Origin of the sequence: Bacillus badius NBRC 15713, assembly GCF_001591605.1 — a bacterium.
GTDB classification, from domain to species: domain Bacteria; phylum Bacillota; class Bacilli; order Bacillales; family Domibacillaceae; genus Pseudobacillus; species Pseudobacillus badius.
Map to the genome: position 1 here is coordinate 33,247 of NZ_BCVF01000014.1, position 17,547 is coordinate 50,793.

A 17,547-nucleotide genomic window follows, 5' to 3' on the forward strand; every position below is an offset into this window, starting at 1 on the left:
ATATGAAGTATCCGTTCTGTTTCCATTCGGGGAACATTACTAAGAATAACAAGATATAGGAAAAATAGAAAGTTTAACGGCCTTGCTTTCGTGAAAGTATCAATATTAAAAGAACCGTAAACTATGAAAACAGAGGGGGCGGACGCTTGTATGAAACAAACAGAACAAACTGTCGCTGAACTAATACTTGAGCAGTTATCACTTTTCGGTGTGAAACGGATTTACGGGGTCGTAGGAGATGGGATTTTTGGGCTGATTGATGCACTGGCCAAGCAGGATACTATTAAATTTATCGCGGTGAAGCACGAAGCAACCGCTGCTTTTATGGCGTCTGCAGAGGCTAAGCTGACAGGAAAACTGGCTGTATGTGCAGCTACGATGGGACCGGGAGCAGCTAACCTTCTGAATGGGTTAGGAGATGCGTATGCTGATAAAGCTCCAGTCCTTGCGATTACGGGCCAGGCTCCCCGGAATAAAATCGGGACCGCCTTTAAGCAGTATGTTAATCAGCAGGAGCTGATGAAGCCGTTTGCTGCGTATTCCGAGAACTTGGCGAGCCAGGATGCCATCATTGAACTTTTGCATAAAGCCGCACAAACGTCTTTAGGACAGCGGGCAGTCTCTCATTTGTCTATTCCGAAAGATCTTTTTGAAAAGATTGTTGCTGTTCAGCCGCGCCGGCTGCCTTCCGTTATAGAAGGAGTGTCTACGTTCACGAAAGAAAGCTTAGAACAGGCGGCAGCTATTATGAAAACAGCCGAACGTCCCATGATTCTTGCCGGCGCTGGGGCAGCGGCAGCCGCAGGGGCTATTGAAACGCTTGCTGCCTCATGGGGAGCCGGCATTCTGACAAGCCTTGGCGGAAAAGGGCTGTTCCCTGACTCCTCCCCGCACCTGCTGCAAGGCATCGGAGAAGGCGGAAACCCTTATGCACCTGACTTATTTAAACAAGCGGACGTTGTTCTGCTCGCTGGCACGACATGGTGGCCAGAAGGATATGTGCCGGCTCGTGCGCGGATTATTCAAATCGATAAGCACTTTGATAAAATCGAAAAGGGTATTCCGGCAGAACTCGGAATTACCGGCGAAACCGAAGAGGTGCTTCCATTTTTAATAGAGGAACTGCAAGGCTTTTCACCTTCAAAAGAATGGGCCGCCTCCTGCGGGGATGCGAAAGAAAAGTGGTCTCAGAAAAATGAGCAGGAGGGGCGTACGTCCGGTTACCCGTTCTATCCTTCCCATATCGTGCGCGCGATTGAACAAACAGTTGCTGCAGACGCTATCTTGACATTAGATACGGGCGATGTCACTGTGTGGATGAATCGGAACTTCCGTCCAAACGAACAAACCGTTCTGTTCTCGGGATATTGGCGGACGATGGGGTTCGGCCTGCCGGCAGCCATGGCCGCCAAGCTCGAAAAGCCGGAAAAACAAGTAGTTGCCGTTGTCGGTGATGGCGGCTTGCAAATGACACTTGCCGATCTTTTAACCGCGGCACGCTATGAACTCGATATTACCGTCGTTGTGTTCAATAATGAAGCGCTGCAAATGGAGAGGGACAAGCTGAAAGCGGCAGGACAGAAAGAGACCGGGACGAAGCTAACTAACCCCGATTTTGTGAAAATGGCAGAAAGCTGCGGCTGGAAAAGCTTCCGCGCTGAGCCAGACAGTGAAATAGAAGCGGTTCTCGCAAAAGCATTGAACACCCCGGCGCCTGCATTAGTCGACATCCCGACAGCACAAGCCTTTTTTCCAGGCACGAAGTAATCGAAAAAAAGCTGTGGCGGTCCTAATAAGATCATCACAGCTTTTCGTTTGTGTGAGAGGGTTTTTCAGAAAGCACTTCAGAAGACGCCTCGTAAGGGTTCATTCCGCTGTCTTTATTAAATCGAGTAGAAGAGACGCAGACAAAAGGCGGACACCGAATTGAATACATTGTGAAACCGCCACAGGACAAACAGCGTTCTCCATCAGGAAGCGCTTTTTTATATGGCCGGCAAGCTGAAACTCTTATTAACGAAGAAAGAGTTAAGTATGTATGAAGTTTATAGGAAGGAAGTTTGACGATTCGACAACAATCCCCCTTTCTTCACATTTCCCTCAAACTGTTGCAGTAACTTTTTTACGTAACATTCATTTATTCATTAAGGGGGTTATGAACTTGAACTTTCCAACTGTCGAATTTTCTTGGTTTGGAAACGGAACCATCATTGCTTTAATTGCGATTGTGCATGTTGTTATTAGCCATGGCGTCGCCATTGGAGCCTCAACATTAATGGTCACAGCCGAATACCATGCATTTCGGAAGAAGAATCTGAAGCTGGATGCCTTCGCTAGAAATATGGCGAAGTGGATCTTGATTATCACCACTACAGCAGGGGCCATGACAGGAGTGGGGATTTGGTTCTCCACCACTGTGATTCAGCCTGATTCTATCGGCTCGCTTTTGCGGATTTTCTTTTGGGCATGGGTAGCTGAATGGGCTGTCTTTATTACAGAAGTCGTTCTGCTCATTATTTATTATTACACATGGGATATGTATAAAGAGACCGCCAAAAAAATGAAGCACATCCGCATCGGGATTGCGCTCTGTATCTTTTCCTGGATTACCGCCGCGATTATTACCGGTGTGCTTGCAGCTAAATTGACGCCGGGAAAATGGACAGAAACCTTTTCCTTTTGGCATGCATTCTTCAATCCGACGTATTTGCCGTCATTGGGCTTCAGAACCTTTTTAGCGCTCTTGCTGGCCATCAGCCTCGTCTCTTTCTTCGTCAAATGGCTCATCAAGGATAACAAATTGAAAGAGGAAATCTTTCGGATCTTCTCAATTTGGGCGGCCATTTCGATCCCGGGGATTTTGACAACAGCTATTTGGTACTTACAGTCGATTCCTCAAGAAGCGTATGATTTGGTTGTTTATTCAACAGGCATGAGCGAAAAGATGTTTGACGTGATCAATTTAACCGGATTAGGGGTGATTTTGCTCTTTATTTTTTGGGCGGCGATCAAACCAAAGACGATGCCGCTGATTTTATCGTTTATCGTATTAGGCGCCTCGATGGGCTTTATCGCAGAATTTGAATTTGTCCGGGAATCTGTCCGAAAGCCGTTTATTATTTATGACTATATGTATGCCAATGGAGTCCTAGCAAAAGACGCCGAAAAACTGAATAAAGAAGGCGTGCTGACTCATTCGACATTTGCCGAAACAACCAGCGTGACCCCGGATAATATGTATGAGGCCGGACGAGAAGTGTATAAAAGCCAATGCCTGACCTGCCATACAGTAGATGGCTGGCGCTCGAAACGGGCGCTAAGCAAGAGGCTAGACGGCTGGTCGGAAGAAACGATCAAGGGCTTTATTCCAACCATGCATCATGTTCGGCCCGTGATGCCTCCATTCGTAGGAACGGAAAAAGAGCTGGAGGCGCTCAGTCATTATTTATACAATGTCGTCAACGAGGAGACAAACACACAGCAGGCAAAGGAGGAGAAAGAACATGATGTTCGCGCAAGCGCTGCCCATCCCCAATGATATTCAGCTTCCAATTCCCGGTGATATGGGCTTGCTGACGGTATTATTGATCGTCACCTTTCTATTACATATCGTATTTGTCAATGTGACCATTTCGCTGGCCACAGGAGCGGTTATTTTAGAAGCAATCGGCATCAAGAAGCAAAGCCCATTGTATGATCGCATGGCCCAAATTTGCTCTTATCATGCATCGATCCACAAAAGCATCGCTGTTGTTCTCGGCGTTGGCCCGATTTTATTGGTGAGCATTGTATATACCCAATATTTTTACTCATCCACCATTTTAATCGGCAAGGCTTGGTTAAGCATCATCCTGCTGTTAATTACGGCTTTCCTGCTCTTATATGCGTATAAATTCCTGTGGCAGAAGCTTAAAAACAAAAAGATGCTTCATTGGCTGATTGGTTTTGCCGCCTGTGTTATTCTGCTATTTGTGCCGCTGATTTTTATCGTCAATGTTGTCTCAATGCTTTATCCGGAAAAATGGATGGAATCAAACGGCTTTTTCCACAGCTTATTTTCTTATCCGCAAGTGTGGCAGCGATATGTGCACTTTATGCTATCCAGTTTTGCTGCCGGCGGATTGTACCTTTACCTTTTCTATACGTGGAAACGTCGCCGGAATCAGAAACAAGACCAGAATTATCAGGAAAAGAAAGCAGACCGTCAAATCAGAAAAATTGGCATTAAAACGACGTTCTGGCTGACGCTTTTCCAATTTGCCGCCGGCACGTTTGTGCTGTTTGCGCTGAAAAGAGAGGTCATGCTGCTTTATATGGGGGGCAATGCGTTAACGACTGGCCTCTTGATGGCATCTATTGTTGTCACGCTTATTTTACTGGGCTTCTTATATGTCACTGATAAAAAAGATTCTTACCGGGCCTTTACGGGAGCAGTCGCTTCCTTCCTGATTGTGCTGGGATTGATGGGCTGGATGAGACATGAAGTAAGGGAAGCCTATTTGCAGCCCCATATCGAAGACCATCCAAGAACATTGGAAATGACAACAGATAAATAATGAAAAAGCCGGAGGGAACTCCGGCTTTTTTGTATGGGAAGGCCGTTTTGAGCGGTTAACAAATTGTCCATTAAATCAATAAATGAACTTACCTTTTGACCATTTTCTTCACGATTTTTTTATGCTATATTTTTACAAATTGCCAGGTTAGGATTACGGCTTCATTTATTTGAATATTCTATTATCGGGAGGGGTCAGATGAAAGCAGATGTTGTTTTTGTGAATGGTGAGGTCATTACCGTGGACAAACATGATTCTATCCAGCAAGCACTTGCAGTCAAGGCGAATAAAATTTTAGCTGTCGGCTCAAATGCTGCCTTACAGGCGTTTGTGGGCGAAGGGACACGGGTGGTTGATTTGAAGGGAAAATCATTGCTGCCTGGAATCGTTGATGCTCATTTGCATCTCGTTCTGTATGGTGTATTCCAATTAAATCTCAGCTGCAAAGATCCAAAGATGCCATCAATAGATGCTTTATTGGCCAAATTAAAAGAAAGGGCAAGCAAGACGCCAAAAGGCCAGTGGGTCCGAGCCTGGGGCTTTAACGAACGGACGATCAACGAAAAGCGGTATCCTACTTTGCAAGAATTGGATGCTGTTTCAACAGACCATCCCATAGTGATTACGAGAACATGCGGCCATATAGGAGTCGCCAACAGCCGCGCCCTGCACCTAGCATCGATCAATGAACAGACGATCACCCCCCAAGGCGGCATCATTGAAAAAGGGACGGATGGCAAACTGACAGGACGCCTTATTGAGACCGCCTACATGAGAATGAATGAGACCGCCAGATATACTCCAGCAGAACTCCAGCAAGCGATTTCCATCGCCCAGCAGCACTTTATACAAACAGGAATCACGAGTATCCATGAAGCAGGAACCTTTGATCAGGAAAGCTATCGGCTTCTTCAGCTCACTTCGAATACAGGCGACCTGAAAATCCGCGTCTACGCCATGATTGGCGCATTGAATGACTGTAAACAGTTTACCCTGAATATGATAAATGCCGGTGTTGTTACAGGCACAGGCAATGAATTTTTCAAGATCGGGCCGGCCAAGCTTTTTACAGACGGAAGCAGCACAGGACCGACGATTGCGACTAGAGAGGGGTATACAAGCAATAAAGAGGATCGCGGCATCTTGTATTACTCAGAAGATGAGATATACGAGGTCTTGGGAGAAGCCCATAAGCGCGGCTACCAGATAACCGTTCATGCCCAGGGAGACCAGGCAATTGACATGTACTTAAATGTGGTCGAAAAAGCGCTGCAGGAAGCTCCCCGAAACAATCATCGGCACCGGATTGAGCATGCGGGTATTTCAAGTCCTGATCTGCAGGAGCGAATGAAGAAACTAGGCGTCATTCCCGTGCCAAACCCTCCGTTTCCTTATGAGTTTGGTGAAAGCTATCTTCACAATTATGGAGCACGGACAGACTTTATGTATCCGGCCCGTGACTTTATCGATCGAGGGATCCTGGCTGCAGCCGGTTCTGATGCTCCTATCACGACTTACAACCCATGGGTGGGCATCCATACAGCCGTTAACCGCCGCATCAACACAGGCAGCCCCTTCGGAAACAGTCAAAAAATAAGTTTGCTGGAAGCGATTCGCATGTATACCTATAACGGCGCTTATGCCAGCTTTGAAGAGACCATCAAAGGCAGCTTAGAAGCAGGGAAACTCGCAGACCTTGTCGTTTTAGACCGAAGTATCTTGAACGAATCCCCGGAGAAATTAAAGGATATTAAAGTGGAATGGACAATGATAGACGGTGAGCTTGTTTTTGAACGAACGAAAACGGGTGCGCACTAGGGGAGGAGGGAGTAAATGATTAAGCTGTTGCTGATTGTGCCTTTCATTGGCATGTGCCTGCTGCTTCCGTTTGCCAACAGAATTGAACCGTATATATTCGGTTTGCCATTCTTGCTGTTTTGGATCATATTATGGATGGTTCTGTCATCGGCTATTCTGGCGATCGTTTATAAGTATGATCCTGCCAACCAGGGAGGCGAAGAAAAGTGAATGTCGCTTTGCTCATTATATTTGCCTTTGCCGCTCTTGCCCTTTTCCTTGGCATTCGGGCGACACATGGAAAAGAGATGAATGTAGATGAATTTGCTGTTGGAAACAAAGGCTTTGGCACACTTTTTATTTTCCTGCTGATTGCCGGCGAAGTTTATACGACGTTCACTTTCTTGGGGGGCAGCGGATGGGCTTATTCAAAAGGAGCAGCGGCATTTTACGTTCCGGCCTACATCTGTCTGGCCTATGTAATTTCCTATTGGATCGTCCCGAACATTTGGCGATACGCTAAACAGAATCACATTATCTCTCAGCCTGACTACTTCGCTTCAAAATTTAATAGTCCGATATTAGGATTGGTTGTGAGCTTCATCGGAACGATCGCCTTGATTCCGTATATTGTCATCCAGCTCAAAGGACTGGGGATCATTGTATCGGAAGCGTCTTACGGAAGTATCAGCCCGCTTGCAGCAAGCACAATAGGGGCGATTATCGCCACTATCTATGTGATCATTTCAGGCATTCACGGATCCGCTTGGACGGCTGTGCTGAAGGACATCATGATTTTATTTGTCATCGTTTTTTTAGGGATTTACATTCCCTTTCACTATTTTGGCGGAATCCAGCCTTTATTCAAAGCGGTAGAGGCCGTTAAGCCGGAGAGTCTAGTCTTATCAGCTGAAGGTTTAAGTATTTCCTGGTTCGTGTCTACTGTTATACTGAATGCTTTCAGCTTCTATTTATTGCCGAATTCCTTCTCCGTTGTATTATCAGCAAAAGGGGAGAGGTCATTAAAGAAAAATGCGATTACCTTGCCTTTGTATACGTTGCTTTTGCTATTTGCATTTTTCATCGGCTTCGCAGCCATCATAGAGATTCCGGGGTTACAAGGAGCGGATGGCGATTTATCCTTGCTTCGTTTAACACTGCAAACATTTGACCCATGGGTGGTAGGCATTGTCGGGGCTGCCGGCTTATTAACAGCCCTGGTGCCGGTCTCTGTCATGCTGATGTCTGCTTCTATTGGATTGATGACAGGGTTTTATAAATTGATCGCCCCACAGGCTTCAGACCGCCAGCAATTGATCGTCTCAAAGGTATTTGTCTTGATCATCATTGTTGTCGCCTTTATTTTCACTGTTACAGGCGGAAATGCTTTAGCGATATTAAATATTATGTCCTACAGCTTCATTGCCCAACTGGTTCCAGCCTTGTTATTCAGCTTCTTCAACCAGCGTGCCTTTAATAAATTCGGGGCAATGGCTGGCATTATCACCGGAGTTGCCATTGTATTATATGCAACGGTTACTGGCGCTAAGCTAGCTGATGCTTTTCCGTCTATTCCACCTATCATCAATGATATCAACACAGGGGCAATTGCGATGGCAGTCAATGTGATCATAGCGATCTTCGTCAGCCTTCTGACAAACCATTTAATCAGCTCGGGAAGAAAAGAAACCTATCAGGAGCCAGCAAAAGACCTCGTTAAATAAGCCAAAAAGACGATCCCGAATCTGGAGATCGTCTTTACATGTGATAAAGGCAAAAAGACATGAATGCTAAGTGATCATAAATTTGTTAAACATTGCAAGCTCGTGCATTAAAAATGAACTAGCTTTAGAGAGCTTCACTACAATAAAATGTGGCCAGTCTCTTAAAAATGAACTAACAACAGGATCTCCTTACAATTAAAAATGCATAGTAAATGGATGGCTCAGCAGTCAAAACAAACGGATTCTTCAAGAAGCCTATACAACTTTGCGCGGGATTTATTAAGTATAAAGGAGAGCAAGGCTACCAGCCATAAAGTTGGCTGGAAATACAAAAGGGAAGAAGGAACAACACTGCTTATCTTTTCATCTATTTTTTAGTTAACATAATATATATTATAGGAAGTTATTCTTTTTTATCTCATTTCATAAGTAAACTACTAATATTGAGATATTTTAAAAAATAAGCCAACCGTTTTTATGCAGATTAGATTTATCACTATTCTGATGTTTTCTCACGATTTCATTACAGCTTGTCTCGATTCACTAGATCAAATTTATTCTTAACTTTAGCGCAATAAAAATGATTGGTTTTCTTGTTGATTTTCATTGCTTCAGTTCAGCTATCCACAGTTACACATGGCTTAAAGCTTATCTCCAGTCATTTCACGCTATCCATCTCAAATCATCTCAAAACTCATCTTTTATTACGTAGTATGTTTATCTGCAGCCTGTTATTCATTACGCCGCTCTCTCATATGCATCTCCATGTTTCCTTTTTCTTACAAACAAAAACAAAGTACGGATGATTAGATCCGCACTTTGCCGTCTACTTCAAAATTTTAATTTCATCATGTTCAACGCTTTGAGCCCCGTTGCTGAATACCACTCTCGTGTGGAAACGATACGAGCGACTGCCTGATGAAGAATCCAACTCATCAGGCAGCAGGAACGTGAATGGAATTTGGTCAGATTCCTTTGATTCAATTGATTTAGACATTAGCCTTGTCACAGCTCCTTGAATCAATTGCTCTGTTTGATTTTGTTTATCTGTAACGACCAAATCGCACTCCAGCCGTTTAATTTCCTGTTCAAACCAGCCGCCTTCTAAAGAAAAATAACCAGTTACTCTTTCTCCTGGAGTAAACTCTTTCTTATCTAAAATCAGATGAATATGGGCTGAACCAAAGCGGAAAAACCATTGACTTATCAATTTTCTAATCACAATCTGTGAATCCTCCTGTGCCATCGCATATGACAGTAAACTTAGCCAATCATTATCTTTTCCTCTGTATATCGGAAGCGATCAGGCTGACGGTTGAGTGTAAGTGCTATTGCTAACGTCAACGGGCCGAGTCTTCCCGCAAACATAGCAAAGATAATGACGGCTTTCCCAATAGGAGTCAAGTCCGGAGTCAGTCCCATTGACAGACCCGTCGTTGCAAAAGCGGATGTCGCCTCAAACACAATCATTAAAAATCCTTTTCCTGTTTCTGTAATAGTTAAGATCATCGTAACAATGACAATGACAGATAAACTGCTCAGAATAATAGTCAAAGATTTATAAATCAGCTTATAATCAATTCTTCTTTCAAAGAAAACAACCTCTTCCTTCCCCTTGATCTGGGATATCACCGCTCCAACAAGCGTAGCAAAGGTAGTTGTCTTAATCCCGCCTCCTGTAGAGCCGGGAGAAGCACCGATAAACATTAAAAAGATAATTAAAAACAAGGTGGTATCGGTTAAATCAGCAATATTTAGCGTATTGGAGCCAGCTGTACGCGCCGTTACCGATTGATATAGAGATCCTAAGAACTTCCCTGGCCATGATAAAGGCTGCAGTGTTTTCGGATTATGAAGCTCCAATAAGAAAATCAAGATCGCTCCGACAGAGACTAACAGGAAGGTTGTCACCAAAACAATTTTTGTATGCAAAGACAGCTGCTTCTTTTGGCGATATTCATACAATTCATTCATGACAACAAAACCAATTCCCCCCAGGATGATCAGCGAACAGACGACTAACACAACGACTGGATCATTTACATAACCCGTTAAACTTCTGTAGTCGCCCATAAGATCGAATCCTGCATTATTAAAATTAGAAATGGCATGAAAAAAACCAAAATAAATAGCTTTGGCTGCCGGCATATCAAACGAAAAGCGGATCGCAAGCAAAGTGCCGCCAATGAATTCACACACCAGCGTAAAGAGCAAAACTCTTCTTACCAGCTTCACAATTCCCTCGATCGCCAGTGAGTTGAAAGCTTCCCGCAAAATAAGGCGTTCTTTTAAAGAAATTTTCCTTCTCAGCAAAAAAGCAAAGAGCGTTGCGACCGACATAAATCCTAGACCGCCAATTTGAATCAAGCTTAAAATGACCAGCTGGCCGAACAGCGTAAATGTCGAACCTGTATCAACAACAACCAGGCCCGTGACACAGGTGGCAGAAGTCGCTGTAAACAGCGCGTTTAAAAATGATAAACCCTCTCCATCCGCTGTCGCCACAGGTAATGTTAAAAGATAGGCACCTAATAAAATAACAAGAGCAAACCCGCCCGCTAAAATCTTAGGAGGATCCATAAAATGACTGGATTTGCTGTGAACCATAGTATCTCCTTCATTTCTTCATCGGATATAATGTCCCTAAAAGGGCAAGAAATAGGTGAAAGATGCCTTTTTGCAAACACCAAAAAAGAACACCAAGGCATTACTCAGTGTCCCTTTAAACAACACAAAGCAAACCTCCTTTCAAAACGCTGATGGGGTTAGCTGTCGGACTCGGGCCTTGAAAGTAGCCCTACCCTCTAACGAAGGATTCACCCCAAGTGCCAAGCACAAAAATGGGTCCCCCACTTCTTCATGAATTAAGCGATATAAGGTATGATTTAATGTAAACATTAAATTGATAATAGCTACTATACTCCCGGAAAAACCATTTGTAAAGATAAAATTTGTAAATTAATAGAGGGCCTATCAGACAGATGGCTCTTGGTCAACAGGAGATTCAATGTCGTCCCGGTAAGTATCGATATATACTCTCCCATTAGCCGCCAGGACAGCATAGACCACTTCACTAAGGTGGAGACCCCGTTTTTTCACTTCAGATTCGACCCAGCTGGCTTCTAAGTTATTCTGTATGAGATTGCTGTGAACAATGCAGCCGTCCATGACAAGCTCAACTGGAAGCTTTTTCTCGGGTTGAACAGCTAATGACAAATCCTGTTTGACAACATTTCGATATTCAGGCTTTTTCAGTACAGTCAACGTTCCGTTCGTTTCAATCACTGCGAATAAAACCTCTTCAATATTGAACACGTCTTTTTCTCTTAACTGCTGATTCAAATAATCTAGTGTATAACGCATTTTCTCCATGTTGTTTTCTAATATTTTTCCGTTCTCGATTACCACTGTCGGATCGCCCGCAAAAAGCTTTCTCGCTTTCCTGTTTTTAAGTGAAATAAAGGCAATACAGAAAACAATTAAAGTAAACTCAATGAACGAAAGAGCTAAATAATGGGCTTTTAAAGAAACATTAAAGGAAAGGTTGGCAATAATAGCACCCATAGTAATGGAGGCAATAAAATCAAAGTAAGTCATCTTGGAAATCGTCTGTTTCCCTAAAAATCTGGCTGCTACAAACAACATAAAAAAAGCGAACATCGTCCGCAAAAGAACTTGTAAATACTCTGGCATGCTTTTTTGTCCCCTTCTCTACTGGTTACAAACGTTAACGTCTCCTTTCACAGAGTATGGCCAAGAGCCGCAGCAGATATTACTTCAAAGAAAGGATCGTTCTTTTCATATCAGGCAAAATCAAACATAAATATCCCGAAGGCTCGGGAAGCCTTCGGGATACAGCAGCAACTATAAATGATCGCGGCTAAAATCGCACTTCTCCAGCGGCACAACCTTTGTCTTTTTCATCACCTTATAACCAATCCAAAGAATAATGAACACTGGAAGGCTAATATATGAAACCAGCATACCGTACCAGTTAATTCCTTCCCCTGAGATGACTCCGCTCCCTTGTCCTATAATAACAATAGAGCAAAGAATTAAAGTTAACAGAGGACCGAATGGATACCACTTCGCTTTAAACTTCAAGTCATTCAAATCCCTGCCTTGTGCTACATAAGCTTTGCGAAATCTGTAGTGGCAAATAGCAATGCCGACCCATGTCAGGAAACCGGTTAAGCCTGTCATATTCAACAGCCAAAGATAGACAACCCCATCACCGACAAAGGAAGAAAGGAAAACGATTAACCCAAAAAGAATGTTGGCATAAAGCGCATAGATCGGCACGCCCTTTGCATTGATTTTGCGCAGAAACTTCGGCGCCTTTCCTGATTGCGCCAGCGCCCACAGCATACGAGTAGAGGCATAAGCCGCAGAATTGCCGGCCGATAGTACAGATGTCAAAATAACAGCATTCATCAAGGAAGCCGCAAACGCAAGCCCGGCTTTTTGGAATACTAGTGTAAAGGGGCTAATTGTAATATTATCCACATCTGATTTCAACAGGCTTGGGTCCGTATAAGGAACAATCAGCCCTATAACGAGGATGGAAAATACATAAAAGATAAGCACTCTCCAAAATACGCTGCGAATCGCCCGGGGCACATTTCGTTCGGGGTCTTCGCTTTCACCGGAAGCAATACCGACCATCTCCGTTCCTTGAAAAGAAAAGCCGGCAATCATAAAAATCCCGACAATGGCTAAAAAACCTCCTTTAAAAGGAGCTTCTCCCGAGGTGAAATTCGCAAAGCCGGCTGTAGAGCTTGTAAATATCCCGAAGATCATCAGAACGCCAACAATTAAAAAGACTATAATCGTGATCACCTTGATGCCGGCAAACCAGAACTCCGCCTCTCCATATCCTTTAACAGAAAGTACATTCAACAAGAATATTAAACCGAGGAAAATGCTTCCCCATAACAGGTCTGAAGATCCCGGCAGCCAATATTTCATTACCAATGCACCAGCAGCCAATTCTGCAGGAATGGTAGTGGCCCAGCTTAACCAGTAATTCCACCCGAGAGTAAATCCGAATGCGGGATCAACGAAGCGGGTGCCGTATGTTTCAAATGAACCGGAAACCGGCAAATAGGTGGCCATCTCTCCAAGGCTGGTCATTAAAAAATAGACCATGCAGCCAATAGCGAGATAAGCAGCAAGAGCCCCTCCTGGTCCCGCCTGGCTGATCGTTGCGCCGCTCGCCACGAATAAACCGGTCCCGATCGCTCCTCCGATGGCAATCATCGTTATATGGCGAGAGCGTAAGCCTCGCTCCAGTTTTGCATCTGAATGTGCTGAAACATTTTCGACAGGTGGCTTGATCTCTAAATTGCTCATGAACTCCCCTCTTTTCTTGGAGTATTCCAACTTAATTAATTTGAATTTTCTGTCAAATAAAAAAATACTGACTGCCAGCTGACAAGCATTTTCTAGCTTTTTGCAATGGTTCGTTCCGGCAAAGATGTACCGGCTTCCCTTTTGCCCATCCCCAGCAGTCTGCAAATAACTTCATTTGTAATGTTCGGCACCATCTCTGTCGAGTATTTCAGCTCCATCCGCTCGTATCTATTATGGGCATCATGGCCGTAGGGACCGATATTGATAGCCGGTACATTAAGCTCCTGAATCGCCTGATAATCCACGTAGTGCTTTGTTCCCCAGCCGGGATTGTTGACGCTGGCCGCCTTAATCCCTTCTTTATTGTCACTTAAAGCCACGCAACTCATGTCACAAACATACGGAAAGTAATTTTTTGTCACGATAGGATGGGGATAATAAGGCTGAACAGATTGAACAGCTTCCTCTAATGCCAGCAGCAGATTTTGTTCATATTCGTTTTTGCCGGTCAACTCTATGCGCGGAGAATAAAGAGATGAATAGAATAAAATGATCGCCGGGCTCTTATCATTCATCCAATTCCATTCTTCTTCTACAACCTTTGCTGCAAACATGCGCATATCTAAGGTGCGATCCAGCAGCAGTTGTTCCTTAAACGTTTTCATGTGCTCAATAAAGGGCTCTCCATGCTGCTGGATCAGCTGCTTCTGCATTTCCTCATAAACAAGAACTCTCGATTGCCAAGGCAGTTCCTTATAAGGCTGCCCGCTTAATTTGCAATACGTTTGGTGCCGCTCTCTCAATTGAGTTAAAGCCCGGTCAAAAGCAATTTCAGCTTGCTTTTTCAATTTCGCCAAGACATCCTTTGGCGACCAGGATTGGATAAAAAAATTAAAATAGACATATGCAGACAAGGCCGTTTGTATGGTATAGGCAGGCTTCAAGTCCGTCTGCTTGAGGGATACTGGCGGCATAGGCGTCTCTCCTAATGATTGATCGCACAGCTCAGGATTATAGCTAATTTGGCTTGTTAATTCTGCCGCTATATAGTTAGGGTCTAATCCTTCAAAGCAAGAACCTGCATGAGTCTCAGCCCCTGTAATAAAAAAGGACGGAAGCAATTTTCCAACTGTCCCTTTGTAGATGTAGCGATTGGTGTCTCCTTCAAAACGGGGAGCGACAAAATCAGAGTTGATGAGAGCCACATAGTCAAATTGATGCTCCGCTTTCCATTGTTTTAAATTTTTCAGAGCGGATAACACGCCATGAGAACTGTCTTCCTCATCGCATTCAGCTAATAAAACGAGGTTCCCAGCCAATTCCTCTGGGTGATCAGAATAATATTTCAATAGATAGAGATGGCTGGCCACACCGCTTTTCATATCTAATACACCCCGGCCGAAGTGCCAATCACTTGAATCTAAATGCGACTTAACCAGCTCCGGAAGCTCTTCATCCGATAATGCCTCCATAAGCTGATCCGGAAAGCAGGCCTTGTCTTTCAAGTGCCCGTAGTCATCCACGCCGACTGTATCGGTATGTCCCATTAAAATGACTGTTTTATTGCTTTTCTCCTTTGTTCCTTTCACAAACGCCAGTATATTGTAGCGCTCGATTTCATCGTTATCTGTTCGTGACTGAATAAGATAACTCGGATTTTCTTGAAAGTAAGAAAATGAACGGATCAGCTGATACAAGCGATTGGCAATCGTCACTTCGCCTTTTGTATTGACAACGCTTTCAATTCTAACGAGTTCATCAGTTAAGTGTAAAACTTCTTGCCGGCAGGATAACATTGTTCACACGCTCCTTCTCTACCATTTAAATCGTCTCAACTTATAATACCTGCTGCAAAAAGCGGCGGGTTCTTTCTTCCTTAGGATGAGTAAAGAATTCAGTCGGATGGCCTTCTTCAATAATTTTTCCGTCAGCCAGCATGATCACACGGTCAGCCACTTCACGGGCAAATCCCATTTCATGCGTGACGATGACCATGGTCATTCCTTCTCTTGCCAGGCCTTTCATCGTTTCAAGGACCTCGCCGACAAGCTCCGGGTCCAGGGCGGATGTCGGCTCATCAAATAGCATGACAGCCGGCTCCATCGCCAATGCACGGGCGATCGCTACCCTTTGTTTTTGTCCGCCTGATAATTGTTCCGGATAATCATGCGCTTTATCGACTAATCCTACTTTTTGCAAAATCCCCATTGCTTGATCAATAGCCTCTTGCTTCCTTTTCTTTTTAATATGAACAGGTGCCTCAATGACGTTAGCCAGCACCGTCATGTGGGGAAACAAGTTAAAGTGCTGAAACACCATTCCCATGTCTTCGCGTACCTTGTTGAGATTGGTTCGGTTCACATCAATGGCTTGTCCTTTTATTTCGATCTCTCCGCTATCCTTTAACTCAAGGAAATTAAGGCATCTCAATAAAGTGCTTTTTCCAGAGCCACTTGCCCCGATTAAAACGACCACTTCTGATTGATCGATTTCAATAGAAATATTCTTCAGCACCTGCAAGCCATTAAACGCTTTGGATAACTGTTTTACCTTGATCAAACGGTTTTCCTCCCTTGCGCCTGCTTCTCTTGCTTGTATCTAATCTTCCTTCAATTTTGTTGAAAATGACGGTAAAGATAAGCACAAGAATCAGATAATAGATTCCGACCACAAAATAAGTTTCAAATGGCATATAGTTTTCAGCCTGCGCAGAGAGCGCTCGGTTGAACAATTCCGTCACAGCGATGTAGGCAACGAGGGAAGAATCCTTTAAGCCGATAATGAACTGGTTGCCTAATGCAGGAATGGCTCTTTTAAAGGCTTGAGGCAAAATGATTCTTCTCATAGAAAGAGTGTAGGGCATTCCTAAGGAACGGGCCGCCTCCATTTGTCCGCGGTCAATGGATTGGATAGCGCCGCGGAAAATTTCCGCGATATAAGCGCCAGAATGGATTCCTAGAGCGATGGCTCCCGCAGTAAAATCTGTTAATACAAAAACACTGGATATGCCATAGTACAAAAACATAAGCTGTACAATTAACGGCATGCCCCTTACTAAGAAGACATAGATATCAGCCAGCTTTTCAAGAATGAACACGTTGGACACCTTGAAGAAAGCAAAGACCAAGCCGATAGCCATCGCAATGAGCAAAGAGACAGCGGTGAGTTGCACAGTGATCACCGTAGCTTTTAAAAATTCAAGTCCGTGTGTTTGAAAAATAGACATCATGCTTGTGATGGCATTCAAGGTTACCCCATCCCTTCATTTAAGCTCACTCTCATCAACTATCTCCGCTGTTTACTTTTCCAAAAGGTTGACCCCAAACCACTTTTCACTGATTGTTTTATAGGTGCCGTCTTCAACCATAGAGGCGATGGCTCGGTTAATCTCAGCTAAAAGAATGGGATTGTCCTTATTTACAGCAACAGCAATGTTTTCTTGTTTCAGCACCTTATCTACCGGTTTGATCTTTAAGCCGGCTTCTTTCATCGCATGAATGCCTACAATCTTATCCGTAATCACCGCATCGACGCGTCCAGGTTCAAGGTCCTGCAAAGCGTATACATCACTTGGATAACTCTTGATATTTTTCGTATATTGCTCCGCATCTTGCTGATATGTGCTCGATTGCACAACTCCTATCTTCCGGTCTGTCAAGTCCGCTTTTTTCCCCAAGGATTGGTTTGATTCAGAGACAAAGATCTGCGCGCCGGAAATATAATAAGGGTCTGAAAAGTCCACCTGCTTTGCCCGTTCTTCCGTAGCGGTCATGCTGCCGATGATAGCGTCATACTTATTTCCTTTTAAGCCCTGCAAGATGGTTTCCCACGGGTTCGTCACCGGATTGGCTTCTAGTCCTATGCGTTTGGCGATCTCCTTTCCGATTTCAACATCAAAGCCTACCAGCTTGTCATTTTCTTTATAATTTAATGGCTTTAATAACCCGCTCATAGCAAACGTCAGCTTTCCTTCTTTCACCAGCTTGATCTCTTTTTCGTTTTCTGTTGCTTTTCCGGATATTTGATCCTCTTTCAATCCGCAGCCGCCTACTACTAAAAGAAGAAATGTGCCTACAAGTAAAGCAAAGGACCATATTTTTCTCATTATCTGCACCTCT

At 44.0% G+C, this 17,547-nt stretch carries 14 protein-coding genes and 1 riboswitch; of the genes, 6 read left to right on the top strand and 8 right to left on the bottom strand.

What is annotated here, in order from left to right:
- Positions 1–150: 150 nt before the first annotated feature.
- The 6 genes from BBA02S_RS09045 to BBA02S_RS09070 all read left to right on the top strand — a co-directional run bounded on the left by BBA02S_RS09045 (position 151) and on the right by BBA02S_RS09070 (position 8,077).
- A complete protein-coding gene (locus BBA02S_RS09045) occupies positions 151–1,767 on the top strand; it encodes a thiamine pyrophosphate-binding protein (RefSeq protein WP_041113578.1) in 1,617 nt (538 codons plus the stop codon).
- A 394-nt stretch (positions 1,768–2,161) separates the two neighbouring features.
- A complete protein-coding gene (locus BBA02S_RS09050; RefSeq protein ID WP_063441592.1) occupies positions 2,162–3,538 on the top strand; it encodes a c-type cytochrome in 1,377 nt (458 codons plus the stop codon).
- The gene (locus BBA02S_RS09055; protein WP_041113577.1) at positions 3,504–4,556 is read left to right on the top strand and encodes a cytochrome ubiquinol oxidase subunit I; all 1,053 of its coding nucleotides are present in this window, start codon (positions 3,504–3,506) and stop codon (positions 4,554–4,556) included. Before BBA02S_RS09050 ends, BBA02S_RS09055 begins: the two co-directional genes overlap by 35 nt.
- Before the next feature lie 198 nt (positions 4,557–4,754).
- Positions 4,755–6,374, top strand: a complete 1,620-nt coding sequence (locus tag BBA02S_RS09060; RefSeq protein ID WP_041113576.1) for an amidohydrolase — start codon at positions 4,755–4,757, stop codon at positions 6,372–6,374.
- Positions 6,375–6,389: 15 nt separating this feature from the next.
- Complete coding sequence (locus tag BBA02S_RS09065; RefSeq protein ID WP_041095970.1) at positions 6,390–6,584, top strand: DUF3311 domain-containing protein; 195 nt, start codon at positions 6,390–6,392, stop codon at positions 6,582–6,584.
- Positions 6,581–8,077 carry a sodium:solute symporter family protein gene (locus BBA02S_RS09070; protein ID WP_041113575.1) on the top strand — a complete coding sequence of 499 codons (1,497 nt, stop codon included), beginning with the start codon at positions 6,581–6,583 and terminating at the stop codon, positions 8,075–8,077. Before BBA02S_RS09065 ends, BBA02S_RS09070 begins: the two co-directional genes overlap by 4 nt.
- Before the next feature lie 826 nt (positions 8,078–8,903).
- On the opposite strand, the gene BBA02S_RS09075 is transcribed toward BBA02S_RS09070, so the two are convergent.
- The 8 genes from BBA02S_RS09075 to BBA02S_RS09110 form a co-directional block, all read right to left on the bottom strand.
- Positions 8,904–9,299, bottom strand: coding sequence for a sporulation protein (locus BBA02S_RS09075; RefSeq protein WP_052475057.1), 396 nt, complete (start codon positions 9,297–9,299; stop codon positions 8,904–8,906).
- Positions 9,300–9,340: 41 nt separating this feature from the next.
- Positions 9,341–10,684, bottom strand: a complete 1,344-nt coding sequence (locus tag BBA02S_RS09080) for a TrkH family potassium uptake protein (protein WP_041095968.1) — start codon at positions 10,682–10,684, stop codon at positions 9,341–9,343.
- A 133-nt stretch (positions 10,685–10,817) separates the two neighbouring features.
- A riboswitch (cyclic di-AMP (ydaO/yuaA leader) is annotated at positions 10,818–10,958 on the bottom strand.
- A gap of 92 nt (positions 10,959–11,050) precedes the next feature.
- Positions 11,051–11,770 carry a DUF421 domain-containing protein gene (locus tag BBA02S_RS09085; protein WP_041113574.1) on the bottom strand — a complete coding sequence of 240 codons (720 nt, stop codon included), beginning with the start codon at positions 11,768–11,770 and terminating at the stop codon, positions 11,051–11,053.
- Positions 11,771–11,941: 171 nt separating this feature from the next.
- A complete protein-coding gene (locus BBA02S_RS09090) occupies positions 11,942–13,429 on the bottom strand; it encodes an amino acid permease (protein ID WP_052477281.1) in 1,488 nt (495 codons plus the stop codon).
- Positions 13,430–13,521: 92 nt separating this feature from the next.
- A complete protein-coding gene (locus BBA02S_RS09095; protein WP_041113573.1) occupies positions 13,522–15,225 on the bottom strand; it encodes a M20/M25/M40 family metallo-hydrolase in 1,704 nt (567 codons plus the stop codon).
- A 40-nt stretch (positions 15,226–15,265) separates the two neighbouring features.
- Positions 15,266–15,988: an amino acid ABC transporter ATP-binding protein gene (locus BBA02S_RS09100; RefSeq protein WP_041095965.1), complete on the bottom strand. Its 723-nt coding sequence runs from the start codon at positions 15,986–15,988 to the stop codon at positions 15,266–15,268.
- The gene (locus BBA02S_RS09105; protein ID WP_041097959.1) at positions 15,954–16,658 is read right to left on the bottom strand and encodes an amino acid ABC transporter permease; all 705 of its coding nucleotides are present in this window, start codon (positions 16,656–16,658) and stop codon (positions 15,954–15,956) included. Before BBA02S_RS09105 ends, BBA02S_RS09100 begins: the two co-directional genes overlap by 35 nt.
- A gap of 69 nt (positions 16,659–16,727) precedes the next feature.
- A complete protein-coding gene (locus tag BBA02S_RS09110; protein ID WP_041113572.1) occupies positions 16,728–17,534 on the bottom strand; it encodes an ABC transporter substrate-binding protein in 807 nt (268 codons plus the stop codon).
- Positions 17,535–17,547: the final 13 nt, after the last annotated feature.